General features: G+C 62.4%; 26 protein-coding genes. 14 read left to right on the plus strand and 12 right to left on the minus strand.

Annotation, left to right across the window (positions count from 1 at the left end):
- Positions 1-28: 28 nt before the first annotated feature.
- Genes ACODTY_RS20255 through ACODTY_RS20270 form a run of 4 tightly spaced genes read right to left on the minus strand, consistent with a single transcriptional unit; the run spans position 29 to position 3416 of the window.
- Complete coding sequence (locus ACODTY_RS20255) at positions 29-580, minus strand: hypothetical protein (protein WP_488996001.1); 552 nt, start codon at positions 578-580, stop codon at positions 29-31.
- Positions 577-1302 (minus strand): DUF2259 domain-containing protein, encoded by a 726-nt coding sequence (locus ACODTY_RS20260; protein ID WP_488996002.1) that lies wholly within the window; start codon positions 1300-1302, stop codon positions 577-579. Before ACODTY_RS20260 ends, ACODTY_RS20255 begins: the two co-directional genes overlap by 4 nt.
- Before the next feature lie 51 nt (positions 1303-1353).
- On the minus strand, positions 1354-2355 hold the full coding sequence (locus ACODTY_RS20265; protein ID WP_488996037.1) for a P1 family peptidase: 1002 nt from the start codon (positions 2353-2355) through the stop codon (positions 1354-1356).
- Positions 2355-3416, minus strand: coding sequence for a branched-chain amino acid ABC transporter substrate-binding protein (locus ACODTY_RS20270; RefSeq protein ID WP_488996003.1), 1062 nt, complete (start codon positions 3414-3416; stop codon positions 2355-2357). The genes ACODTY_RS20265 and ACODTY_RS20270 overlap by 1 nt, the downstream gene beginning before the upstream one ends.
- A gap of 181 nt (positions 3417-3597) precedes the next feature.
- Here ACODTY_RS20270 and ACODTY_RS20275 point away from each other — a divergent pair, with 181 nt between their 5' ends.
- From ACODTY_RS20275 to ACODTY_RS20305, 7 genes are all read left to right on the plus strand, one after another.
- Complete coding sequence (locus ACODTY_RS20275) at positions 3598-4092, plus strand: flavin reductase (RefSeq protein ID WP_488996004.1); 495 nt, start codon at positions 3598-3600, stop codon at positions 4090-4092.
- Between the two features lie 26 nt (positions 4093-4118).
- A complete protein-coding gene (locus ACODTY_RS20280) occupies positions 4119-5048 on the plus strand; it encodes an AAA family ATPase (protein ID WP_488996005.1) in 930 nt (309 codons plus the stop codon).
- 5 nt (positions 5049-5053) lie between these two features.
- Positions 5054-6304, plus strand: a complete 1251-nt coding sequence (locus tag ACODTY_RS20285) for a vWA domain-containing protein (RefSeq protein ID WP_488996006.1) — start codon at positions 5054-5056, stop codon at positions 6302-6304.
- An 18-nt stretch (positions 6305-6322) separates the two neighbouring features.
- Positions 6323-6661 (plus strand): XdhC family protein, encoded by a 339-nt coding sequence (locus tag ACODTY_RS20290; protein WP_488996007.1) that lies wholly within the window; start codon positions 6323-6325, stop codon positions 6659-6661.
- Between the two features lie 62 nt (positions 6662-6723).
- Positions 6724-7428, plus strand: a complete 705-nt coding sequence (locus ACODTY_RS20295; protein WP_488996008.1) for an XdhC family protein — start codon at positions 6724-6726, stop codon at positions 7426-7428.
- Positions 7425-9038 (plus strand): NTP transferase domain-containing protein, encoded by a 1614-nt coding sequence (locus ACODTY_RS20300; protein WP_488996009.1) that lies wholly within the window; start codon positions 7425-7427, stop codon positions 9036-9038. Before ACODTY_RS20295 ends, ACODTY_RS20300 begins: the two co-directional genes overlap by 4 nt.
- A 44-nt stretch (positions 9039-9082) precedes the next feature.
- Positions 9083-9922, plus strand: coding sequence for an alpha/beta hydrolase (locus ACODTY_RS20305; RefSeq protein WP_488996010.1), 840 nt, complete (start codon positions 9083-9085; stop codon positions 9920-9922).
- A gap of 50 nt (positions 9923-9972) precedes the next feature.
- Here ACODTY_RS20305 and ACODTY_RS20310 read toward each other — a convergent pair whose 3' ends face one another.
- Positions 9973-11013: a DUF1176 domain-containing protein gene (locus tag ACODTY_RS20310; RefSeq protein ID WP_488996011.1), complete on the minus strand. Its 1041-nt coding sequence runs from the start codon at positions 11011-11013 to the stop codon at positions 9973-9975.
- A gap of 138 nt (positions 11014-11151) precedes the next feature.
- Between ACODTY_RS20310 and ACODTY_RS20315 the strand changes: the two genes are divergently transcribed.
- Positions 11152-11658, plus strand: a complete 507-nt coding sequence (locus ACODTY_RS20315; protein WP_488996012.1) for a DUF1993 domain-containing protein — start codon at positions 11152-11154, stop codon at positions 11656-11658.
- Between the two features lie 270 nt (positions 11659-11928).
- Here the strand turns inward: ACODTY_RS20315 and ACODTY_RS20320 are convergent, their stop codons facing one another.
- The gene (locus ACODTY_RS20320) at positions 11929-12093 is read right to left on the minus strand and encodes a hypothetical protein (protein ID WP_488996013.1); all 165 of its coding nucleotides are present in this window, start codon (positions 12091-12093) and stop codon (positions 11929-11931) included.
- Positions 12094-12463: 370 nt separating this feature from the next.
- Here ACODTY_RS20320 and ACODTY_RS20325 point away from each other — a divergent pair, with 370 nt between their 5' ends.
- The 3 genes from ACODTY_RS20325 (at position 12464) to ACODTY_RS20335 (ending at position 15386) form a co-directional block, all read left to right on the plus strand.
- Positions 12464-12916, plus strand: coding sequence for a hypothetical protein (locus ACODTY_RS20325; RefSeq protein ID WP_488996014.1), 453 nt, complete (start codon positions 12464-12466; stop codon positions 12914-12916).
- Positions 12917-13030: 114 nt separating this feature from the next.
- Positions 13031-14086 (plus strand): aldo/keto reductase, encoded by a 1056-nt coding sequence (locus ACODTY_RS20330; protein WP_488996015.1) that lies wholly within the window; start codon positions 13031-13033, stop codon positions 14084-14086.
- 37 nt (positions 14087-14123) lie between these two features.
- Positions 14124-15386, plus strand: a complete 1263-nt coding sequence (locus tag ACODTY_RS20335) for a cysteine desulfurase-like protein (RefSeq protein ID WP_488996038.1) — start codon at positions 14124-14126, stop codon at positions 15384-15386.
- Here ACODTY_RS20335 and ACODTY_RS20340 read toward each other — a convergent pair.
- The 4 genes from ACODTY_RS20340 to ACODTY_RS20355 are packed head-to-tail and all read right to left on the minus strand — an operon-like array spanning position 15383 to position 19945.
- Complete coding sequence (locus ACODTY_RS20340; protein ID WP_488996016.1) at positions 15383-16420, minus strand: histone deacetylase family protein; 1038 nt, start codon at positions 16418-16420, stop codon at positions 15383-15385. The two genes, ACODTY_RS20335 and ACODTY_RS20340, sit on opposite strands and share 4 nt — an antisense overlap.
- Positions 16417-16920 carry a GNAT family N-acetyltransferase gene (locus tag ACODTY_RS20345; RefSeq protein ID WP_488996017.1) on the minus strand — a complete coding sequence of 168 codons (504 nt, stop codon included), beginning with the start codon at positions 16918-16920 and terminating at the stop codon, positions 16417-16419. The genes ACODTY_RS20340 and ACODTY_RS20345 overlap by 4 nt, the downstream gene beginning before the upstream one ends.
- Complete coding sequence (locus tag ACODTY_RS20350) at positions 16913-18298, minus strand: aminotransferase family protein (protein ID WP_488996018.1); 1386 nt, start codon at positions 18296-18298, stop codon at positions 16913-16915. Before ACODTY_RS20350 ends, ACODTY_RS20345 begins: the two co-directional genes overlap by 8 nt.
- A gap of 9 nt (positions 18299-18307) precedes the next feature.
- Positions 18308-19945 carry a N,N-dimethylformamidase beta subunit family domain-containing protein gene (locus ACODTY_RS20355; protein WP_488996019.1) on the minus strand — a complete coding sequence of 546 codons (1638 nt, stop codon included), beginning with the start codon at positions 19943-19945 and terminating at the stop codon, positions 18308-18310.
- A gap of 173 nt (positions 19946-20118) precedes the next feature.
- Here ACODTY_RS20355 and ACODTY_RS20360 point away from each other — a divergent pair, with 173 nt between their 5' ends.
- A complete protein-coding gene (locus ACODTY_RS20360; RefSeq protein WP_488996020.1) occupies positions 20119-20367 on the plus strand; it encodes a ParB N-terminal domain-containing protein in 249 nt (82 codons plus the stop codon).
- A gap of 120 nt (positions 20368-20487) precedes the next feature.
- Positions 20488-20751, plus strand: a complete 264-nt coding sequence (locus tag ACODTY_RS20365) for a DUF1858 domain-containing protein (RefSeq protein ID WP_488996021.1) — start codon at positions 20488-20490, stop codon at positions 20749-20751.
- On the opposite strand, the gene ACODTY_RS20370 is transcribed toward ACODTY_RS20365, so the two are convergent.
- A complete protein-coding gene (locus tag ACODTY_RS20370; RefSeq protein ID WP_488996022.1) occupies positions 20748-21452 on the minus strand; it encodes a Crp/Fnr family transcriptional regulator in 705 nt (234 codons plus the stop codon). The genes ACODTY_RS20365 and ACODTY_RS20370 overlap by 4 nt on opposite strands.
- Before the next feature lie 189 nt (positions 21453-21641).
- Here ACODTY_RS20370 and ACODTY_RS20375 point away from each other — a divergent pair, with 189 nt between their 5' ends.
- Complete coding sequence (locus ACODTY_RS20375) at positions 21642-21845, plus strand: hypothetical protein (RefSeq protein WP_488996023.1); 204 nt, start codon at positions 21642-21644, stop codon at positions 21843-21845.
- A 2-nt stretch (positions 21846-21847) separates the two neighbouring features.
- Here ACODTY_RS20375 and ACODTY_RS20380 read toward each other — a convergent pair whose 3' ends face one another.
- Complete coding sequence (locus ACODTY_RS20380; protein WP_488996024.1) at positions 21848-22732, minus strand: SUMF1/EgtB/PvdO family nonheme iron enzyme; 885 nt, start codon at positions 22730-22732, stop codon at positions 21848-21850.
- Position 22733: the final 1 nt, after the last annotated feature.

Below are 22733 nucleotides of genomic sequence, written 5' to 3' on the forward strand. Positions count from 1 at the left end.
CGCGTCCTAACAGAGCGCGGCCAAATGCTCAACGCGTTACCCGCGCAAACCAGAGGCTGGTCAACAAGAGCGCGGCAAAACCGATGGGGAAATAAAGCCGGATGCCGATGACGGCAAACTGGTAGAGCGCGGCTGCGACGGTGAAGAACAGTTCGCGGAACCAGAAATAGGTGAACGCGGCGGAGTGGCGTTCGCCGAGCAGCCAGTAGAGCAGCGCGTGCAGGCCACTGGTGAAGGCGATGGTCGTGGTGAGCAGGCAGACGAACAGGGACGCGAAGGCGACTTCGCGGCCACGCCCAAGTGACAAGAGCCGCGCCAGGTAAAGCGCGACCGGAAATGCCAGCGCGCCGCCGGCGAGGAAGAGCAGCGAGATTTCGCGCACCTGGACCGGCGTTGCCCATTCAGCCAGCAAAAGGTTGATGAGCGCCGATGCGCCGGTGACCAGCCCCCACATCAATGCGCCGCCAAGCGCTACACTGAGCGACGGCAAAGCCCGCCGCGCGCGATGCGGGGTTGCGTGTTGGGCAATGCCGGAGTGACGCGAGGGCGAAGCAGCCGGCGGTGTCGGCCGGCCGCTCACGGTTTTCCGGTCACGGCGATCCAGCGGTAGTCCGGTCCCTCGAAGCCGACGCGGCGCACCGCGATCAAAACGGCATAGCGGGAAAGGCCGTCGGTGGAGAAGGTCTGCACCGCGCCGATGCTGTAGCCGTTCGGGCAGCCGCGGCTTTGCGGAACCGACTTGTCTTCATGGAGGAGTTGGGTCTTTCCGTCCGGCGCGCTGTCGACGCGCACAAGGCGGAAGCCGCTGATCTCGCCTTGGTCCTCGCAGCCGGGTGTTTCACCCATCGGCAGGATTTCCAGCCGGAATTCGAGCTGCGGGTCGATGGCGGGGAAGACAGGGCGCGGATTGACGACGATGCGCAAAGGGTCAGCGGAGAGTTCCGTGACCGGGTTGGAGCCGGCGGTGAAGCCGCGATTGGCGGCAAGCTCCGCCTGCTTGACGATTGGCTCGCCCTTCTGGCGGGCCTGATCCCTCGCCGTTTCAAGCGAGGCGGACTCGTCGTCGATGCGGACCCTTACCGGCGTACCCTTGATGAAGCTGTCGGTTGCGGTGTCGATGTAATAGCGGTTGGCGTAGGGAAAGCCGGAGCCATCCTGGACGCCATATTCCTCGAACGCAAAGACACTGCCGTCCTGGCTGAAGCCGAGGATTTCCAACTGCGCCACGTCGCCGGCATGTGCGTAGCCGAGAGGGACGAGCTGAAGGAGCGCGGCGGAGGCCAAAACAGAAAGTCGTCGCATCGTTTCTCCAATTCAGGTTCGCGGCAAAGAGCCGATTATCAATTGCGAGAGTCAGCGCGACGACCATACCGGAAAAAGATCGCCCTTAGCAGGTGTCGCGGCATGGATGCCCCGGGCGATGGCACGCGCCATGGTCGCGCCAGCGGCTGCGCCAAGGTCGATTGTCTGCTCTGGCGACAGTGAGATGCCGCTGCGCCCAGTCGCCAACGCGAACACAAGATCGCCGTCGAAAGGGGTGTGGCTTGGCCAGATGGCGCGGGTAAAGCCGTCATGCGCGGCGACGGCGAGGCGTTTGGCGGCGGCCTTGGTCAGCACCGCATCGGTGGCAATGACGGCAATGGTGGTGCTGGCGCCTTGCGGCTTTTCGTGGAATTTCAAGGCAATCTTGCGCGCGTCCTCCGGCATGGGGTGGGGATAGCCCAAGCCGCCGAACTCCTCGCCGATTTCGAAAGGCGACGCCCAGAAGTGGCGCGAGCGGCCGACCGTGACTGAGCCGAGAGCATTGACTGCAACTAGCGCGCCAACTGTGACGCCATTTTCCAGCAGAACCGAAGCGGAGCCGAGACCGCCCTTCATTCCCGTCACCAGCGCGCCTGTGCCTGCGCCATGCGAACCAAGGGCAAAGTCGGTCGCCGCGTTTTGGGCGGCTTCGTAGCCCAGTTCGCGATAGGGTGGGTAGCGGTCCCAATCCTTGTTGCCGCCGTTGGCGAGATCGAAAAGGATGGCTGCGGGGACGATGGGAACCACCTGACCCTGCACGACGAAACCGACACCTTTTTCGCGCAACGCGGCCTGAACGCCGGACGCGGCATCGAGGCCGAAGGCCGAGCCGCCCGATAAAACCACCGCGTTGACCGCCTCGACTGTGTTGTGCGGCTCAAGCAGGTCGGTTTCGCGCGTACCGGGCGCACCGCCCAGAACCTGCACGCTTGCCACGGTGGGTTCGTCGCAGACGATGGCGGTGACACCCGATTTCAACCCGGCATCGGCGGCATTGCCGACCTTCAGGCCGGCCACGTCGGTGATGAGGTTCTTGCGGCCGGTGCGAAACATCATTGATCCTCGACCGGTGCGAAACGCTGCCCGTCGAAACGCCAGGCTCGATAGGGGTTTTCGGTCAGGTCGCCTTTTTCATCGAAGCGGATCGTGCCGATTGCGGTGGCGAAGTCCTGCCCGGTCAGTGCGTCCGATAGCGGCTTGCCGGCAACAGAGGCTGCCTGCGCAACCTGCACGGCGGCGTAGGCGGGGAGCGCATAACCCTCCGGGATGATGCCGGCGGCGGTGAAAGCCTCCAGCACTTTTCTGTCCGCGACATCGGACCATTCCGGCAAGGCTATCATCAAGGTGCCGGTGGCGAACGGCACGGTGTCTTGCGCCACCCGCAAGGCTTCGCCGCCCGCGAAGACGATATCGGCGTCTAGTTGGCTCGCATCACGCGCCATGATGGCGATGTCTGCGCCATCGCCACCGGCAAAGGCGTGAGTTGCCCCGGCTTTCTTGAGCCGTCCGACAAGGGCGATCTGGTTGTCCATTTCGGGGCGGAAGGTGTCTACGAATACCGGCTTGAGCGCGGCTTGCTCGGCTGCGGCGCGGACCGTCTCGGCCATTTCGCGCCCGTAGATGGTGCCGTCATCGACGATGGCGAACAACTCGTCTTTCCACAGGCGGGTGAGGATAGAAGCCGCAGCATTGCGCTCGTCATCGCCGCGCGGTCCAAGCCGGAAAACCGGCCAGCCAGTCTTGGCGCGGCGGTCGGTCAGGCTTTCGGTGCGGACGCCGACGGTGATGACGGGGGTGCCTGCGTCTTTCAGGACAGGCAGTGCCGCTTCGATGGCCTCGGTGCAGAGAAAGCCAACGACCACCTGAACTTTGGCTTCTACGAATGTGCGAGCGGCGGCAGCGCCGCCTTCAGCCGTGCAGGCATCGTCAGCGACGGTGATTTGTGCGCCGTTGGCGCTGGCAGCGAGCGTGACGCCCGCTTCGATTTGCTTTCCAAGCAGTGCTGACGGGCCGGACAGCGGTGCGGCGACGCCGATGGACAGCGTCTCGGCATGGGCAATTCCGGCAAGCAAGACGCTGCCGGCAATCACCAATAAGCCTGCCGCTTTCCGCATTGGGTCCAAGAATCCTCCACTGCCGGCCAGGTGCCGGAACGCGCCAAGACCTAAAGGCTGGCGCTCTGGCGCGCAACACGGCAAGTTCATTCTTGTCTGTCAAGCACTTCGCTTGTGGCGCGATGTCATGGGCCATATATAGCGGTAGGTTTCAGGTGGTCGCGACTTTGGAAAATTGCCGGTGCTGAAGAAAAATGACATTGGGCCGCAGGCCTATCGCGATGCGATGGCGAAGTTTGCCGGCCACGTTCACGTGCTGACTACGGACGGGCCGGGTGGACTGCGCGGCGCGACCGTGACGGCGGCGTGTTCGGTATCCGATGCCCCGCCAATCGTGCTGGTGTGTCTCAACCGCGAGAATCCGAAGAACGAAGCCTTCATCGTCAACGGCAATTTCGCTCTGAACACGCTTGGCGCAAAGCACGAGGCGCTGGCGACCGCCATTTCCGGCCTGACGCGGCTTCCGCTGGAGGAGCGCTTCGCCTTCGGAACATGGGACAAGATTTCGACCGGGGCTCCGACGCTGGTTGACGCCGTTGCGGTGTTCGATTGCGAGTTGGTGGACACCAAGGACCTTGCCACGCACAGGGTGCTGTTTGGCAAGGTGACAGGTCTGCGCATAGGGGATAACCTCAAGCCGCTGATCTATCATGATCGCGGCTATACGCTTCTTTAGGCGCGCATGGCGCGCACGGAGACGAAATGAACGACCTTGCCCCGCGCGCCGCGCCGCGGACGATCGATGAAACGCTCGATCTTCTCAACAGCGCGGACTACGTCGCCGACCGTTCTCTGGCGACTGTTCTTTTCCTAAGCCTGCGCATGAAGCGTCCGCTGTTCCTCGAAGGCGAGGCCGGCGTCGGCAAGACAGAGATTGCCAAGGTGTTGGCGCAGGCGCTGGGGCGAAAGCTGATCCGGCTGCAGTGCTATGAGGGGCTGGATGTTTCGTCCGCCGTCTACGAATGGAACTATGCGGCGCAGATGATCGAGATCCGTATGGAGGAGGCGTCCGGCAAGGTCGAGCGCTCCGACATGGAGCGCAACGTCTTTTCGGAGAAATACCTGATCCGCAGGCCGGTTCTGGAAGCCTTGACCGGCAAGGCAGGCGCAGCGCCCGTGTTCCTGATCGACGAACTGGACCGGACGGACGAGGCGTTCGAGGCATTCCTGCTCGAAATCCTGTCCGATTTCCAGGTGACGGTGCCGGAGCTTGGCACGATCAGGGCGGAAGAGCCGCCGCTGGTCATCATCACCACAAACCGCACCCGCGAAATCCATGACGCGCTGAAGCGGCGCTGCCTCTATCACTGGGTCGATTACCCGAATGCCGAGCGCGAGCTTGAAATCGTGCGGCGCAAGGTGCCTGAAGCCAACAGCCGGCTTTCCGCCGAAGTCGTGTCGTTCGTGCAGAAATTGCGCGAGATCGAGCTGTTCAAGGCGCCGGGCGTGGCCGAGACGATCGATTGGGCGGGCGCGCTGACGGAACTCGACAAGGTTGCGCTCGATCCGGAGACGGTTTCCGACACGATCGGCGTGCTGTTGAAATACCAGGACGACATTGCCCGCATCGGACAGGGCGAGGGCCGGCGCATCCTCAACGAGGTGAAGGCCGAGCTTTCGGCGGCGGAGTAAGCGTCATGCCGATGCTTCAAAACGATATGAACGAGGCAGCGCCAGACGGGCGCATGGCGGACAACATCGTCTATTTCGCCCGTGCGCTGCGCAAGGCCGGTTTGCGGGTAGGGCCGGCTTCGGTCAAGGACGCCATTGAGGCGGTGCTGGCGGCAGGCATTGGCAGCCGCGACGACTTCTACTGGACGCTGCACGCGGTCCTGGTGACGCGGCGCGAGGATCACGAGACCTTTGACGAGGCTTTCCGCCTGTTCTGGAAATCGCGCGAGCTGATCGAGAAGATGCTGGCGATGTTTTCGCCGGTTGCACCGGACAAGCGCGAGAAGGCCAAGCCGCGGGCCGCTGAAAGCCGCGTGGCCGATGCGCTGTTCGAAGGCCACCGCAAGCACCAGCCGGTGCAGGATATGCCCGAGATCGAGGTCGATGCGCGCTTTACCGTATCCGGCAACGAGCTTTTGCGCGGCAAGGATTTCGCCCAGATGAACGCGTCGGAAATGGCCGATGCCAAGCGCGCCATTTCCGAACTGAGGCTGCCGTTCGACCTGGTGCGCACGCGCCGTTTCAAGCCGGATTCGTGCGGCGGCCGTATCGATCCGCGCGCCATGATGCGCATGGCGGCGCGCACCGGCGGGGAATTGGTGCTGCCGAAATTCCGGTCGCCGCGAGAGGTGCATCCGCCGCTGGTGGTGCTGGCGGATATTTCAGGCTCGATGAGCCAGTACACGCGCATTTTCCTGCATTTCCTGCATGCGTTGACCGAGAAACGCAGGCGCGTCCACGCTTTCGTATTCGGCACGCGGTTGACCAATTTGACGCGGCAGATGCGGCATCGCGATGCCGATGTCGCGCTGGCCGACTGCTCGGCGGCGGTGAAGGACTGGTCCGGCGGCACGCGCATTGGCGATGCGCTTGGCGATTTCAACCGGCTGTGGTCTCGGCGCGTGCTGGGGCAGGGCGCGGTGGTGTTGCTCATCACCGACGGGTTGGAGCGCGACGATGTCGCCGGCCTTTCGGCCGAGATGGAACGGCTGCACAAATCCTGTCGGCGGCTGATATGGTTGAACCCGTTGCTGCGCTTCGACGGTTTCGAGGCCAGGGCGCGCGGTGTGAGGGCGATGCTGCCGCATGTCGATGAGTTCCGCGCCGTGCACAATCTCGACGCGCTTGCCGATCTGTGCGCGTCGCTGGACCTGCGCTCGGCCGCTTCGGTCGACCCGCGCCGGTGGATGCGGAGCGAGGGCAAGCGCGCCGCGTAACGATCTGGGAGAAGGACGATGGAAGCCAGCGCCTATATCGATGAAGCCCGCGATCCGCTGATAATCGCGGAAGGCTGGGTTAAGGACGGGCGCGAGGTCGCGCTTGCCACCGTGGTGGAAACGTGGGGTTCTGCGCCGCGCCCGGTGGGCAGTCATCTGGTGATCGACGGCGAAGGCAATTTCCAGGGCTCGGTCTCCGGCGGCTGCGTCGAAGGCGCGGTGGTGACGGAGGCCATCGACGTGATCGGCACAGGCAAGGCAAGGATGCTGGAGTTCGGGGTTGCCGACGAGACGGCATGGCGGGTCGGCCTCTCGTGCGGGGGCAGGATCAGGGTTTATGTCGAGCGGCTGGGCTAGCCAAAATGCTTGGGGGCGGGCTGCAAATCGCGTGTCCTGAAGCGTTTTGAGGGGGTGCATTAGTGGACACCAAGATACTGGAGAAATTGAACGCTGAACGGCGCGCACGTCGCGCGGCCATCGTCGTGACCGATATGGGTGATGGCGGCGCGCGGCTGATCCGGCAGGGAGAAGCGGTGGAAGGCGATCTGGGCGAGGCGGTTGCGAAAGCGTTGCGCACCGGCAAGTCGGGGCTGGTGGAGATCGATGGGCGCACTCTGTTTCTCAATGCACATCTGCCCAATCCACGCCTTGTGGTGATAGGCGCTGTCCATATCAGCCAGGCGCTGGCGCCGATGGCGAAGATCGCCGGCTATCCGGTCGAGATCATTGATCCGCGCAGCGCGTTTGCGACGCCCGAACGCTTCCCCGAAATCGTTCTGCACGCCGAGTGGCCTGAGGACGTGCTGAAGCGCCAGCCGCTGGATGCCTATACGGCGCTGGCGGCGGTGACGCATGATCCCAAGGTGGACGACATGCCGTTGAAGGCGGCGCTCGATGCGGGCTGCTTCTATGTCGGCGCACTCGGCAGCAGGAAGACGCATGCCAAGCGGGTGGAGCGGCTGTTGGCGATGGGCGCGACAGCCGAGAAGATCGAGAGCATCCATTCGCCGATCGGCATCGATATCGGTGCGGCTAGCCCGGCCGAGATCGCGGTCGCGGTGCTGGCCGAAGTGGTTCGGGCCTACCGCTCGCGCGGTCTCGAGGCAAAAGGGGCGGCGGCATGAAGTTCGGGCCAGTTCCGCTCGATGAGGCCGAAGGCGCAATCCTCGCGCATTCGGGCATGGTTGGGGAAAAGCGCTTCAGGAAGGCGCGCGTGCTGACGGCAGAGGACGTTGCAGACATGCGCGCGGCCGGCATGAGCGAGGTGATCGTTGCCGTGCTGGACGACAGCGACATCGAGGAAAACGATGCCGCGACCCGGATTACCGAGGCGCTGCGTTTTACCGGTGCGGAGGCGAAGCCGGCAGCAACCGGGCGCGTCAATATTTTTGCCGAGAAGGACGGCTTGTTCGTGGTCGACAAGGCGTTGATCGACGCCGCCAATCGCATTGATCCGGATGTCACGATTGCAACGCTTGCCGAATATGCGCCTGTGATCGCCGGCCAGATGGTGGCGACGGTGAAGATCATTCCCTTCGCGGTTTCCGCTGCGATTATCGATGAGATCGTGCGGCTGGCGCAGGACCGAACAGCCTTTGCTGTTCATGCCTTCAAGCCGCAGACTGTCGGGATTGTTCAGACAACGCTGGCGACGCTCAAGGACAGCGTACTGGACAAGACGCTGAAGGTGACCGAGGCGCGGCTGGCGCGTTCCGGAAGCACCATTTCCGAGGAAAAGCGCACGCCCCACAATGCCGGCGCGGTGGCAAGGGCCATCGGCCAGTTGGCCGACATAAGCGATCTGGTGCTGGTGTTCGGAGCTTCCGCCATGAGCGATCCGGACGACGATGTCATCCCGGCCGCGATCCGCGCTTCCGGCGGCAAGGTGTTCCGTTCCGGCATGCCGGTCGATCCGGGCAATCTGTTTGTGCTGGGCGAGCGCAACGGCAAACCTGTTCTGGGTGCGCCGGGATGTGCGCGCAGCCCAAAGCCGAACGGTTTCGACTGGGTGCTGGACCGCATATTCTCCGGCATCGGCGTGACCAACAACGATATCGCCGGCATGGGCGTGGGTGGGCTTTTGATGGAAATTCCTTCACGGCCCGAGCCGCGCGAACCGGTTCCGATGCCACTGCATCCGCAGGTGCATGTGGTGCTTCTGGCGGCGGGCCGCTCCAGCCGCATGGGTGGTCCGAACAAGCTTATGGCGCTGTTCGACGACAAGCCGCTGGTTCGCCGAACGGCCGAGCGCGTCGTGGCGTCGAAGGCCTCCGGCGTGGTCGTGGTTACCGGCCACCAGAGCGAGCGCGTTCACGAAGCGCTGGCGGGGCTTGGGCTCGATACGGTGGACAACACGGATTTTGCCGAAGGCCTGTCGTCTTCGCTGAAGGCCGGAATTGCCAAGGTACCCGGAACGGCGGCTGGAGCTATGATCGTGCTCGGCGACATGCCGGGCGTTTCGTCCGCCGATATCGACCAGTTGATCGAAGCCTTCCGCAAGACACGTGGCAAGGCCGTGGTGCGCGCCTCTTATGGCGGCAAGCGTGGCAATCCGGTGATCCTGCCGCGCGCGTTGTTTCCTGCAGTGGCCCAGCTTGAGGGCGATACCGGCGCGCGCCATCTGGTGGAAGCGGGCGACGTTGAGGTCATCGATGTCGAGATCGGACCGGCAGCGGCAGTCGATGTCGATACGCCGGAGGCGCTCGAACAGGCCGGCGGCATTCTGCAAGGATGATGATGGCGTCCATCCGACCGATTTTGCTGGCCGTCTCTTGCGCTTTGTTTTTCACAATTCCTGTTTCGGCCCAGTCCCTTACGCTGAAGCCGTTCAAGGACGATCTTTTCGCCTATCCGACGCTACTTTCTTCGGAGCCGGGCGATGTTTACCGCGTCGTGGATTATCGCGAACTGCGTGACATCAACGAACGCGACCAGGTGCCGGAGCGCAGGGTGCGGGCGAACTACGTCTCGACCGGCGTGCGCAAGGTGCAAAAAGATCTGGCGCTGAATACGGATGCCGGCACGGTTCGCCACGTCGCCGTGGGTAGCACCGAGGGTGCGAGCGTCATCGTGCTTTATCTGCATGGGCAAGGTGGCAGCCGCAAGCAAGGCGTGGATGACTTCACCTTCGGCGGCAATTTCAACCGGCTGAAGAACCTTATGGCGGAGAATGGCGGCCTTTACCTGTCGCCGGATTTCTCGGATTTTGGCGAAAAGGGAGCTGCCGAGATTGCGGCGCTGATAGGGTACTATGGCCATCGCTCGCCCAATGCGCCCATCATTGTTGCCTGCGGCTCGATGGGTGGGGCGCTGTGCTGGAAGCTGGCGGAACGCAAGGACACCGGCGCGGAAATCGACGGGCTCGTTCTGCTTGGTTCGCTTTGGGACGAGGGGTTTTATGCAAGTCCTGCCTTCAAGCGGCGCGTGCCGGTGTTTTTCGGGCAAGGCAGCAAGGACCCCGTTTTCCCGGTCGAACAGCAGGAGGCTTTCTTCCGCTCCATCCTTGCCAAGTCGAAAGCCTATCCTGCGCGCTTCGTGCGGTTTGAAACGGGTACGCACGGAACGCCGATCCGCATGACGGATTGGAGGGAGACTCTCAACTGGATACTTTCCCAGTGAGAATTCGGCATGACATGCCGAGTTTTGAACGGGCGTGAATGTACGACAGGTCAGGGCGCTGTGTTGTAGTCGACGACCGTTTCCGGGTTGATCTCGCCATCGTAGGACGCATCGACGTCAAACTGCACCAGTGCAAATGTGCCGTTGCGGAAAAGCCATGTTCCCGATGACGACGCATCGCCGACACCTCGCCACTTGGCGTGCGAGGTGATGGTGTGGCTCGCCTCGTCGTAGCCGGAATTGACCAGCCGGTCGTCTGTGCGGAAGCCGATGACGTTGACCGCTTCCAGTTTGCCGTCGCTGTCGTTGTTCTCGTAGTGGATGTCCAATTCGGGCGAAGCGAACTGCAACTGCTTCACCCCGTCGATATCATTCGAGACATAATAGACGGCGTCTTCATTGTAGGCAGCCATCGAACAGAAGAAGCGGAATAGCCTCACTTCGCTTTCATTCGAATTTTCGTCGGGCTTGTAGCGGATGGCGTAGCTGTCAGGTTCGCCTATCGGATCGCCCCCCGGACGGGTCTGGTCGCATTGCTTGCCATAGCTGGCCGTAAACAGCGCCTTTGCCTGTTCGAGTGCGGCATCCTTCTGGGGTGGCAGCGGACCGTCGCCACAGCTTGCAGGAACGGCATTTTCCAAGGTTTCGTTGGTGGGCTTGAGCGCGCCCTTGTCGATGCGGATCGGCGTGAAGGGAGGTTCCTGCGCTGCCGCGTTGAGCTGCCTCAGCGTGTAGCAGCCGGCAAAGACCTTCTCGCTGCCATCCGTTCCGGTGGCGCGAATGGCCACGGGAACGCTGAAAAAGACGCTGCCTGCGGCACCTTCCTCGCTGACCGAACCGGTTGCAGCCTCGACGGAGACCGTGCCTTCGAAACCCTTTGTAAATGTTTCAAAGTCCTTGGCGGGCTTGGCATCGCCGAAATAGGCCCAGGCGCGGGCATATTCCTGGCGGTTGATGGCGTTGTAGAGCGATTGGACCAAAGCGGCGGGATCGGAGCGGTTGTCCAGGTAAGGCGCTTCCGCCGCCACAGCCGATACGGCAAGTGCCCCGGACAAGGCAAAAGCAAGCGTCGGGGCGAGGACGTCTTTCATCGGCGAATCTCCTGACGGCGACTTTCCGAATCTTATTGCCGAATGCGGCGCGCTCAAGACGGCTGACACGCTTGAAAATCCTGCGCGGAAGGCGCTATCTCCGCGCGCGGCGGTTCCCGAAGCTTTTGGAGAAATATCTTGGCGATTTCGATGTATGACGTGTCCGTGCCGGTGTTTGCCGCACGGTTGAAGGCGCTGTCCGGCGTGCTGGAAGCGGCCGAAAAGAATGCGGCGGAACGCAAGATCGATCCCAGCACCTTCCTGACCGCGCGCCTTGCGCCCGATATGTTCACGCTGGCGAGGCAGGTTCAGGTCGCTACGGACCACGCCAAGGGCGCGCCATCACGCCTCGCTGGCCGCGATGTTCCGAAATACGATGACAATGAGGCAAGCTTTGCCGAGTTGCAGACCCGCATCGCCAAGGTGGGCGAACACCTGTCGACCTTTTCGGCCGCCGACATCGAAGGCTCGGAAGACAGGGTTATCGAACTCAAGGTTGGTGGCCGCGAGCTTTCGATGAGCGGCAGCCAGTACCTGCTCAATTTTGCCATGCCGAATTTCTATTTCCACCTGACCACCGCCTACGGCATCTTGCGCCACAATGGCGTGCCGCTGGGCAAGATCATGTTCCTGGGTGGGCGCTAGGACCAATCGACACTCAGGTTTTGGGGCGTGGTATGAGCAAAAATCGACCAGTTCAAGGAGTGGAGCCGAAGGCGGTGTTATCCACCTTCGAGGCTTCGCGACGTGGAAATGGACGATTTTAGCCATATCCCTCCGGGACGCGGCGGATTTCGGCCCTGACTGCGTCGAAAATGCTCGACGGTGGTCGACACCGCCTTGCGCTTTTCTCCTTGTCAGGACCGAAATCCGGCTCGCGCCACGCCCGAAACCTGAATGTCGATTGGTCCTACCTCAGCGAAGCGCCATCTCGCGTGCGACGCGAGGGAAGTCGGCAGGCTTGATGCCGATATCGGCGCGGTCGGCGTTGCTCATCGAGTTGAGCAGCGCAAGCGCCGCGCGATAACGCGTCTGCTCCTGCGGGCGGGGACGGGCGAACAGTTCTGTATAGAACCCCATGATCAGGCTCCTGAGTTGTCCTCCCAAGGCTGCAATATAGGCGATTCATGACAATTGTGCAGTGCAGCATACGCATGGCTGCCATGTTGTGCTTCTTTTTTGCAAAAATCCCGGCTGGAGATGAAACCTAAAACGGGTCGGCTGCGTATAATTGGAGCCGGCTAGTGCCGGTTTTCCTCGCCATCTGGCGCATTCCGGGCTGCACGATAGTGTAGCCCGGCTTTTTGCCGGATTGTATTGCCGGCAGCTAAATTCCTTACGAACGCGGGCATTCATTCTTAACCCCGCAACCCTATGCTTTTCGCCGTCGAGGGACTGCTCGAACGGGGAGGCTGAAATCGGTACTGGCGCTAAGCGTGATTTCGCTTCGTTGCTCGACGATCTGTTCGTCGCTTCAGAAAGCGAGGAGGAGGTTGCGCCGAAGCCGTCGGTCGCCTTCGACTATCTCGCCGTTGTCGATGAACTGCACTCCGGCCGGATCAAGGTTTCAGAGGAGGCGCTGGCGGCGCAGTACCGCGAAAGCGGGCACGACCTTGCAGCCGAGTTTGCCGCCTTGCTGGACCAGGCTAGAATTGCGCTGGCGGGTGAAACACCGAACCAGCAGGAAAAACTACCGCCGATCGATCCTGAATCGATCGCTGCTGAACTGGGTCTTGGACAGGCCGGCGTGGACTACGGACAATTGCGCCGCAGCTTCGCCTTTGCCAACCACCCGGACCGGGTTCCATCCCATTTGCGCCAAAGGGCGATGATCCGCATGCAGGTTGCGAACATGCTCATCGACGAAGCCAAGCGCAAGGCGGCGGGTGGCCGACGCAAGTAGACAACTCGCGTTCTGCTGGACGGATTTGCCGGGGTTGGACGCTCCGCGCGATTTGCCTATGTTTACGGGCATCCAACGGCGCAACCGTGCCAGACTTTCCGATGGAGACCATTCATGAAGATGAGCCGCCTTGGCCGGACGGACTTGGCTGTGTCGAGAATCTGCCTGGGTTCGATGACCTGGGGCCAGCAGAATACGCAAGCCGAGGGCCATGCGCAGATGGATCTGGCCTTCGAGCGCGGGGTGAACTTCATCGATACCGCAGAGCTTTATCCGATACCGCCAAAGGCCGAGACGCAGGGCCGGACCGAGAAAACCATCGGCACATGGATGGCGGCCAAGGGCAACCGCGACAAGGTGGTGCTGGCCTCCAAGGTGGTGGGCCGGACGGCCAACGAGTGGTTTCGCGACGGGCGGCCATCGAGGCTGGTTCGCGCCGACATTTTCGATGCCGTGGAAAAATCGTTGGCCAGGCTGGGCACCGACTATATCGATCTTTACCAGATACATTGGCCGGACAGGGAGGTGCCGTGGGGATCGAACCCGACCCGCGTCGGCGTTCAATCTCAGGCCGGCAAGGCGGATCGCGGCACGCCGATTGCAGAAACGCTGGCGGTATTTGACGAACTGGTCAAACAGGGCAAGATCAGGCACTTCGGCCTGTCGAACGAGAGTTCGTGGGGTGTGATGAAGTTCCTTGCCGAGGCAGACAAGGGCATCGGCCCGCGCCCGATCTCGCTGCAGAACGCCTACAACTTCCTCAACCGGACATTCGAGGTCAACCTGGCCGAAGTGTGCGCTTTCGCAGAGGTGTCGCTGCTTGCCTATTCGCCGCTGGGGCAGGGCTATCTCACAGGCAAGTACGACCACGGCGCACGGCCGGCGGGGTCGCGCTCCCAGCTTTTCAATCGTGGGCAGCGCTATGAGACGCCGAATGCGGCGGCTGTCCAGCTCGAGTACAATGAACTGGCGCGCTCGTTTGGCTTGGAGCCGGCACTGTTTGCCAATGCCTATGTCTCGTCCCGGCCGTTCGTGGCGTCAAACATCATTGGTGCAACGGCAATCTGGCAACTGGAGATGGCGCTGTCCTCGGTCGATGTGACATGGACAGACGAGATGCAGAAGGCCGTCGATGCAATTCATCAGCGTGTCGGCAATCCGTGTCCTTGATGCTGTTGCGGCGCTGAACAGTGGGAGGGGAGAGACCATGGGATTTTCAGTCGATGCAGTGCGCGGCCGGTTTCCGGCGCTGACCCTTGCCGATAAGGGCAAAAGGCGGATTTACCTAGACAATCCAGCCGGAACGCAGGTGCCGCAAATGGTTGCGGACGCCGTGGCGCGCTGCCTGTTGACCACCAACGCAAATCTCGGCGGATATTTCGAGACGACGGTGGCGGCAGGGCAGGTGGTCGATGAGGCGCATCAGGCGATGGCCGATTTCCTTGGCGCTTCGACGCCGGAGGAGATCATCATCGGCGCCAACATGACGACGCTGACCTACCATATGTCGCGCACGCTCGGTCGCGATTTCAAGCCGGGCGACGAGATCGTGCTGACCCGCATGGACCACGAAGGCAATGTGTCGCCATGGCTGCAACTGGCCGAGGATCGCGGGCTGACGGTGCGCTTTGTGCCTTTCGACCAGCAAAGCTGGCAGGTCGAGGAGCAGGCGCTGGCTGCGGTGCTGAGCGACCGGACGCGGTTGGTGGCGCTGAACTACGCTTCGAACCTGACCGGCTCGATCAACAACGTGAAGGCGCTGACGCGGCTGGCGAAGCAGGCCGGCGCGCTGGTCTATGTCGATGCGGTGCAGTTTGCGCCGCACGGACTGGTCGATGTGCAGGATATCGGTTGCGACTTCCTCGCCTGCTCGGCCTACAAGTTCTTTGGTCCGCATCTCGGCGTGCTGTGGGGAAAGCGCGAGGTGATCGACGTGCTGACGCCCTACAAGTGCCGCTGTTCTTCCAACGGCCTGCCGGAGCGCTTCGAGACCGGGACGCCGCAGGTCGAACTGCTGGCCGGACTTTCGGCGGCGGTCGGCTATTTCGAGCAACTGGGTGCATCGGTGGGTGAGACGGGCTCGCGCCGAGCGAAGATCGCGGCTGCCTTCAAGGCCTCGATTGCTTACGAGAACCCTCTGGCTCAGAAACTCATCGACGGACTGTCGGATATTGCCGGCCTGACCGTCCAAGGCATCACCGATCCGGCACGGCTTAAGCATCGTGTACCGACGGTGTCGTTCACGGTGAACGGCATTTCGCCGGAGAGCATTGTGCGGCAGATGAACGCCGAGAACATCTTCCTGTGGTCAGGCCACAACTACGCTTGGGAAGTTGTGCACCAGCTTGGCATACCGGCGGACGATGGAGTGGTGCGCATCGGTATAGCTCACTACAACACGGCCGGCGAGATCGACGAGACGCTGGAAAGCGTCCACCGCACCATCGCCATGCTGCGCCAGCAGCGCTAGGCAGCGCCCTTCATCTTGCTGCCGAAGCCGGTCAGGAACGCGGTGAGGTTGTCGCCGAGCGCATCGCAAAGGTAACCGCCTTCCTGCACGATGACCGTTGGCAACCCGAGGCCGGCGATGGATTCGCCGATGCGGGCAAAGCCCGGCGTTGAGACGGAAAGGCCGCCGAAGGGGTCGCCTTCGAAGGCATCGAGGCCGAGCGCAACCACAAGCGCCTCGGGTGCAAAGGCGCGAATGCGCTGGAAGGCGGCTTCGAGCGTTTGCAGGAATACGGCGTCGCCTGATTTGCGCGGTAACGGCAGGTTGAGATTGTAGCCGAGGCCTGGACCGTCGCCGCGCTCGTCGGCGTAGCCCCAGAAGAACGGATAGAAGCGCACCGGATCAGCATGAAGCGAGACGGTGAGTACGTCCGGACGCGCGTAGAAGATGCCTTGGGTGCCGTTGCCATGGTGCAGGTCGACATCAAGGATGGCGACGCGGGCGGCGCTTTTGCGCAGCACTTGCGCGGCAATCGCCGAGTTGTTGAAAAAGCAGAAGCCGCCGGCGACATCGGCAAAGGCGTGGTGGCCGGGCGGACGGCAAAGCGCATAGGCGGCGGGCGCGCCGGACAGCACCGCCTCGGCGGTTTCGACAGCGCTCCAGGCGCTCCACAGCGCACTTTCCCACGTCCCGGCAGAGATTGGGCAGGCGGTGTCGGCCATGTGATAGCCGGCCTGGCCGACGGCGGAGGCGGGATAGGAGCCACCGCGCGCAATCGGGTGGATATTGGGAATGACTTCGGCGGACGCGCCTTCGATGCGCTGCCAACGCTCGAAAATGTGCTCGAGGAAATCGAGATATTCCGGCGTGTGGATTGCCGCCACGGGTCCGAGGCCGTGGTTGCGCGGGCGCTCGATGGAGCAGCCGGCTGCTTTGGCACCGGCAAGCAGGCGTTCGACGCGCTCCGGCTGCTCAGGATTGGGTTGCGGCGCGCCGCTGGAGAGGAAGGCCTTCGGGTCATGGCGCTTTTGCTCTGCAGCGTAGAAGGCTTTCATGCGTTTTCCTCGTCGTCTTTGCTGCCGGCAAATGCCAGGAGGGCGTCGTCCATGAAGTTGTAGACGTGGTCGTCGTCCCGCTCCATGCCGATGCGTTGGTAGAAGCGCTGCGCTGTGACGTTGGCGAGGTCTACCTGAAGCTCGATGTAGGCGCCGCCCTGACCGACAACTTCGCGCGCCAGATGGCGCAGCAGCCTTTTGCCGAGGTTCATACCGCGGAAGCGCTCGGCCACGAACAGGTCCTGTACATAGGCGCCGGGCTTGCCTCGCCATGTCGAATAGATCGGAAAATACAGGCACATACCGGCGAACTCTGAATCGATTTCCACGATCAGGGTCGAAAAGCGTGGCTGCGCGCCAAAGCCGTCGCGACGAATATCGTCAACGGTACTGGTAATCTTGTGCGGCTTGCCGATGGCATGGCCTATGCCGAGCAACGCGGCGTGGATGGCTTCGGCGTCCTCGATCCGGGCAGGGCGTATCGTGAAGCGCTCAGCCATTGACGGGCAGGTCGAGTTCGCGGGCGAGGACGGCAAGCGAGTCACCGAGGATGGCGACCATCTCGCCGATCTGCTCGGCGGTGATGATGAGCGGCGGCGCAAGGATGAAATTGTCAGCCTCGACGCCGTCGCCCCGGATACGGCGCGAATAGATGATCAGGCCACGCTCATAGGCGAGGTCGAGCAGCCGCTGGTTGGCGTTGAGCTTGTTGGGAAGCGGCGCGAAGGTGAGGGGATCGGCCACCATGTCGGCACCGATCAGCAGGCCCTTGCCGCGAATGCCGGCGATGAAGGGGAAACGCTGGGCGAGGCCGTGAAGTTCGGCAACCAGAAGATCGCCCATGGTGGCGGCGTTGGCCTCGCAGCCCAGCCGTTCCATTTCACCGAGCACGGCGACGCCTGCCGTGCAGGCAAGCGGATTGCCGGCATAGGTGTAGCCATGCTGGAAGCCGCCCATGTCGAGCACGGGCGTGACCACGCGCCGCGATGCAGCCATTGCGCCAAGCGGTGCATAGCCTGAGCCGATGCCCTTGGACATGGTGATGATATCGGGTCGGCAATCCCAATGGTCGCCGCCGAGATAGCGGCCGGTGCGGGCAGCGCCCGACATCACTTCGTCGTGGATGAGCAGGATGCCGTATTTGTCGCAAATCTCGCGGATGCGGGCAAAATAGCTGTCGGGCGGGACAAGTGCTGCGGTGGCGGCGCCGCCGATCGGTTCCATGATGAAGGCGACGACGCTTTCCGGCCCTTCGGCAAGGATTTTCTCCTCCAGCATGTCGGCGTAGCGGAGCCCGCGCTGCTCCATCGAAAGGTTGTCGCGGTCGCGATAGGCGGTCGGTGCCCGGATCGCAGGCATCGGCTGGATCTGCGGGGAAAAGGTTTCGGTCAGGGCTAGGTCGCCGGTGACGCCGAGCGCGCCCATCGTGCCGCCGTGATAGGATGGAAAGCGGCAGATCACCTTCCAGCGCTTCGGCTGGCCGGTCGCGACAGCCCATTGGCGTGCGAGTTTTATCGCAGACTCCACCGCTTCCGACCCGCCCGAGACAAAGAAGATGCGGTCGAGATCGCCCGGCATTTTCTCGGCAAGACGTCGCGCAAGGTCCTCCGCCGGTTCGTTTTCGAAATGCAGGCGATAGGCGAAGGTAGTCTTTTCCATCTGCCGCTGCATCGCTTCGATAACGGCGCGGTTGCCGTGGCCGATGTTGGAAACCATCGGGCCGCTTGAGCCGTCGATGAAGCGACGGCCATCCTGCGTCCAGAAGTAGATGCCCTCCGCACGGTCAACGAGCGGCCGGCGCAGCCGCGTCACGTAAAAGAGATTCGACGGCGCGCGCGCTGCTTTAGCTGAAGTGGAAGGTTTTGCTGCTTGCGACATGAAAAGACTCTACTTTCCGAGATAGCGATCAAGGACGTTTTGGGTGACACGCTCGACCATCGCGTCGCCTCTGAGCAGGCCTGCCACCCATTCGCAACTGCCGGCATGGAAGACTTCGCCTTTGCCTCGCGGGAAATTGACGATCATGCCGTTGCCGCGCTTGACCTTGTCCAGATTGGCATCGCTGGCATTGCCGAACAACGTCTCGGCGGTAAAGCGCCCGTCTTCGTCACCAAGGAATTGGTCTTCGGCGGCAATGTCGGCGCTTTCCTCGACCTGGCTTGCCATGCCGAGGGCAAGGATTTGCAGGCCGTCAGGTGCGCCGCTGGTGGCGGTGGGGTAGGGCAGGCCGCCACGAACTTCATGGTCGAGGCCGTCCACTTCATAGCCGAAGACATGGCTTCGCGCGCCAAGCACATCGCCATAGTAGATGCCGGTTCCGGCGAAGGCCCAGTGTTCCGGACGGTAGACGGGAAAGCCGCGCGCGCCGCGCGGCGCGCAACCGCCCCAACCTGCATAAATACCGCGCGTGGCGTTGAGGCCGAACGTCTCTGCACCCGGCCTGCCGATTTCAGGGGCTTCCCATGAATTGGTGGCGCGGGTGACATCCCCATTTTTGTAGATGGGGTCTTCGGCGCGGGCGCGGTATTTGTAGCAGACCTGACGCCGGCCCTGGTCTTCGAGGCGGGTCTGCCACATGAAGTTGCCCGCAAAGCGTGCGGCATGGCCGCCATGTTCGACATAACTGTCGACGGCGTCGCGCATTTCCCATGTCCAGTATTCGTCATGACCAACGAAGACGATGCAATCGTAGCCGTCGAGGATTTCAGGGTGGAAATGCAGGTCGTGCTGGCTGGCGAGATCGACTGCGTAGCCGGCGCGTTCGGCGAAGCGGAAAAAGTGGCTGTCGTAGCTTGCCCAGCCGGATGAGGTGTATTTCTTCGAATGGCCTGTCGCGTAGGCCCACTCCATATGCGGGTAGCGCGGTACGGTCCTGGGCGGCATCGCAACCTCAAGCGGCACACGCGGCGCATCCGGCGGCAAGGTGACGAAGCCACGGCACCACGGGCGCTGGGTCGAAACCATGCAGGCATATTGGTCGCGATTGGGGCCGGTGATGCCCTGATAGTGATTGGAGCCGCCCCACGTGTTGTAGGCAAGCCAAGTCCCGGTCGCGGCCACCTGCAAGATGCGGTGGGGCTTTTTGCCGGGGTTCGGAGCGACAATGAACAGATGCTGGCTTCGGATCGGTTGGCCGTCGCGGCCCTCGGCCATCAGCATTACGCGATAGGCGCCGGAGGGCCAATCGCTGCTGATCTTGAATTCGTAGCTGCTTTCCCAGCCGCAACCATCGACCGAGCATTGATCCGGCGTATCCTGCCAGCGCGCAGCAATCTTTCCGGCTTTGAAAACCGCTGCCTCGTCGCCGCCGTCGCGAACGATCTCAAGGTTGAATTGCGGCGCGGTCGAGCTGACGAAAAGTGCCACTGTCTCGCCGTTGCGATAGGAAAAGCGGTCGCTGTAGCACCAGATTTCGCCGCGGTCGCCGTCCATGCCCGGCCATTCGTAGGTATGGCCGCGCACGGCGATGCGGCGCTGTTCCGGCGTTAGTCCAAAATCCGGGAACTCGGTTGGCAGGGTGGTCATGGAAGCCTTTGCGGGAACTTGCAGCGGCATTTCAGCCACCGGATTGCTTGCCGTCAAATGGAAACCATCGGGCCAGAGATACCGGGGCGGAAGCGGTTTCTACCCAACGGGTTGGCCTTTGGGCCGAAACGCTTTATCCAGCATGTAGGCTACCATTCGCCGCCGGAGACGCCATGCTAAGAGTGCAGAAGGTCAAGGTCGACGACATCTACGTGCCGACAGCGCGCCGCAAGACGCTGCACCCTGAAACTGTCAGGCATCTTGCCGAGGATATTCTCGAAAACGGCATGAAAACGCCGATCCAGGTTCGCAACGACGGCAAGCGCTATGTGCTGGTCGAAGGCCTGCATCGGCTGGAAGCGGCAAAATGGCTCGGCGAAACCGAAATTGATGCCTATCTGGTGCAGGCAAAGCGGCACTAGTTTGAAGGGGCAGGGGCTGCGAATTGCGGCTTATTGCGCTGCCAAATTGCTTTGACGTGCAAACCTCAAAAGCCGGTGCTGTTTGATCGCACGCAACGACGGCGGGTGAAGGCGCGACCAATGTCGTCCCATCATGGACGGATTGCGGTGATGGTGCCGAAACTGGATAGCAAGATGAGCATGGATGAATTGATGCGGAGATGGCCGGCAACGGTTCATGTCGCCATCAACCATCGCCTGTTATGTGTGGGATGTCCCATCGGGCCGTTCCACACCATTGCCGATGCGGCCCGCGAACACGGGCTGGACGAGGCGATGCTGCGCCGTGAATTCGAGGCGGCGATTGCTTCGGAAGACAGGCATCGCGCGAAGCTGGCGAGCTAACTTTTCTCGGCGCGACCCTCGGCGAGCAAAAGGAGTCGATGCGGCTCGACCACGGTTACGCGCTGGCGTCCGCTTTTGACGAGGCCTCGTTCTTCCCATGCCGTGAGCAGGCGGCTGACGGTGTGCAGCGTCGTGCCGGTCATTTCCGCGATGTCCTGACGCGAGATCGGGAAGTCGATCAGCAAGCCGTCCTCGGTCTTTTTGCCGGTCTGGTTGGCGAGGCGAAGCACCGTGTTGGCGACGCGCTGCTCGACCTGTTCGGTCGACATTTCAACGAAGCGCGTCTGCGCATCGTTGAGGCGGGCGCCGACGGTGTTGTAAGTGCCGGTACCGAAGCTCGGAAACCGCGCGGCGAACTCCGACCAGAGCTGGCCCGGCCAGGCGAGAACGACACAATCGACAACTGCGATGGCGTTGGCCGGATAGGTCTTGCGACCGAGCGCCTGCGCAATGCCCATCAATTCGCCGGCGCTGATATAGCGCACGATGACCTGCTGGCCGTCGGGCGTGTGCTTGACGACGCGGGCATAGCCATCGAGCAGGAGAAAGAACGAATGCGCTTCCTCTTCCTGCTCGAAGATCGCATCGCCTTTGGGAATGCGCAGCGAGCGCGCCTGCTGCATGATGAGGTCGAGGTCGGTCGAGGCGATGCCCTGAAAAAGTGGCAGGCCGGAAATCAACGAGCGGTCGAGACGGCTCAAGCGGCTTCTCCTCATGATCTTCGGTCAGGGGAATACACCAATACGGTGGCCGCGCCTACCGCCCCGATGTCACACCGGGCGCGCTGGGCGAGTGGTTGAGGCTTGGTTTCGATGCAAGTTGCGGGACAGCAAAGAGGTTGCGCTGACCGTCGTCTAATGGCCGACAGTCAGCATGCGGAGAAATGGATCATGGCCCGGTCAAACAATGATGCGAAGCGCCAGTCGCTGATTGAGGAGGCGGCCCGCGCTGCCTTCAATCGCTGCCATCCGGGCGACAGTTTCGACGATATGAAGCGGCGCGCACCGTTTTCCAAGGAGGACCGCTATCTGCTTGCCGACTGGCTGGCCTTTGCCGAGGCGGACTTGAAGAACCGTGGGGCGGATGCGCGCTGAAATCAGGCGATCTTGGCCGGCAGCAATTTGCGGAACTTTGCAAGCAATGAATCGGGCTCGCGCACGAGGCGGATGCCGAGATTGTCGGGGGCCATGCCTGCGGCGCAACCGCCGCTTTTGCCGTCGCGGATGAAGTAGGACATGTAGCCGCGATGCTTGCCACCGACGATGCGCACGCCGCAATTGTCCGTGCTTTCGGCTTCCGCGGCGCCATCGGCGAGCCGTGTGCGCGTATAGCAGGTGGTCGTCCATTCCCAAACATTGCCGGCAATATCGGCGACGCCCTTTGCGTTGGTGCCGAAATGACCGCGCGTCTTGGGTTCGGGGTCCGGCTCGCTCTTGCTGGTTTCACTGCGATAGCGGGCGAGCCACCGTTCGGCGGGATTGCTGCTATTGGTGTCGAGGAGCAGAGCGTCATCGGCGTAGCGTTCGGCCGCGGCATAGGCCCATTCGGTGTCGGTGGGCAGTCGCCAGACAGCGCCGGTCCGCTTGGAGAGCCATGCGGCATAGGCGGTGGCGTCGCGATAGCTGACGCCGGTTGCCGGCATGTCGTCGCCGGCGGTTATGGCGTTGGCTTCGGGCGCCTCGCAGGTGCCATCGGCAACGCAACGTGCGTAGTCGGCGGCGCTGACCTGATACTTCATGATGGCAAAGCCGCGCCGGACCTTCGTCGTCTGCAAGGGGGCGTCGACGGGATAGTCGTTCTTCAGGAATTCGCCGGGCAGACGCAACTCGAACGAACCGGCTGCGATTGCCACCGTTTCCGGTTCGGCGGCCATTTGCGCCGGAGCCTTGCCGGTGATTTCAGCCATTTGGGGCGCAAAGACGCCTGCTGCGGCAAGCATCGTCGCCGCGAGTGCCATTGAAGCCTGAACCTTGAGTTTCATG

It is taken from the genome of Mesorhizobium sp. FG116 (genome assembly GCF_057809835.1).

Bases quoted from the DNA above. Each gene is read 5' to 3' on its own strand.
- ACODTY_RS20350 (WP_488996018.1), bottom strand. From the start codon at position 18,298: ATGTCGCAAGCAGCAAAACCTTCCACTTCAGCTAAAGCAGCGCGCGCG.
- ACODTY_RS20300 (WP_488996009.1), top strand. From the start codon at position 7,425: ATGAAGTTCGGGCCAGTTCCGCTCGATGAGGCCGAAGGCGCAATCCTC.
- ACODTY_RS20345 (WP_488996017.1), bottom strand. From the start codon at position 16,920: ATGGCTGAGCGCTTCACGATACGCCCTGCCCGGATCGAGGACGCCGAA.
- ACODTY_RS20375 (WP_488996023.1), top strand. From the start codon at position 21,642: ATGGCCCGGTCAAACAATGATGCGAAGCGCCAGTCGCTGATTGAGGAG.
- ACODTY_RS20290 (WP_488996007.1), top strand. From the start codon at position 6,323: ATGGAAGCCAGCGCCTATATCGATGAAGCCCGCGATCCGCTGATAATC.
- ACODTY_RS20310 (WP_488996011.1), bottom strand. From the start codon at position 11,013: ATGAAAGACGTCCTCGCCCCGACGCTTGCTTTTGCCTTGTCCGGGGCA.
- ACODTY_RS20270 (WP_488996003.1), bottom strand. From the start codon at position 3,416: ATGCGGAAAGCGGCAGGCTTATTGGTGATTGCCGGCAGCGTCTTGCTT.
- ACODTY_RS20280 (WP_488996005.1), top strand. From the start codon at position 4,119: ATGAACGACCTTGCCCCGCGCGCCGCGCCGCGGACGATCGATGAAACG.
- ACODTY_RS20365 (WP_488996021.1), top strand. From the start codon at position 20,488: ATGTCGTCCCATCATGGACGGATTGCGGTGATGGTGCCGAAACTGGAT.
- ACODTY_RS20260 (WP_488996002.1), bottom strand. From the start codon at position 1,302: ATGCGACGACTTTCTGTTTTGGCCTCCGCCGCGCTCCTTCAGCTCGTC.
- ACODTY_RS20340 (WP_488996016.1), bottom strand. From the start codon at position 16,420: ATGAAAGCCTTCTACGCTGCAGAGCAAAAGCGCCATGACCCGAAGGCC.
- ACODTY_RS20285 (WP_488996006.1), top strand. From the start codon at position 5,054: ATGCCGATGCTTCAAAACGATATGAACGAGGCAGCGCCAGACGGGCGC.
- ACODTY_RS20265 (WP_488996037.1), bottom strand. From the start codon at position 2,355: ATGTTTCGCACCGGCCGCAAGAACCTCATCACCGACGTGGCCGGCCTG.
- ACODTY_RS20320 (WP_488996013.1), bottom strand. From the start codon at position 12,093: ATGGGGTTCTATACAGAACTGTTCGCCCGTCCCCGCCCGCAGGAGCAG.
- ACODTY_RS20380 (WP_488996024.1), bottom strand. From the start codon at position 22,732: ATGAAACTCAAGGTTCAGGCTTCAATGGCACTCGCGGCGACGATGCTT.
- ACODTY_RS20360 (WP_488996020.1), top strand. From the start codon at position 20,119: ATGCTAAGAGTGCAGAAGGTCAAGGTCGACGACATCTACGTGCCGACA.
- ACODTY_RS20330 (WP_488996015.1), top strand. From the start codon at position 13,031: ATGAAGATGAGCCGCCTTGGCCGGACGGACTTGGCTGTGTCGAGAATC.
- ACODTY_RS20355 (WP_488996019.1), bottom strand. From the start codon at position 19,945: ATGACCACCCTGCCAACCGAGTTCCCGGATTTTGGACTAACGCCGGAA.
- ACODTY_RS20335 (WP_488996038.1), top strand. From the start codon at position 14,124: ATGGGATTTTCAGTCGATGCAGTGCGCGGCCGGTTTCCGGCGCTGACC.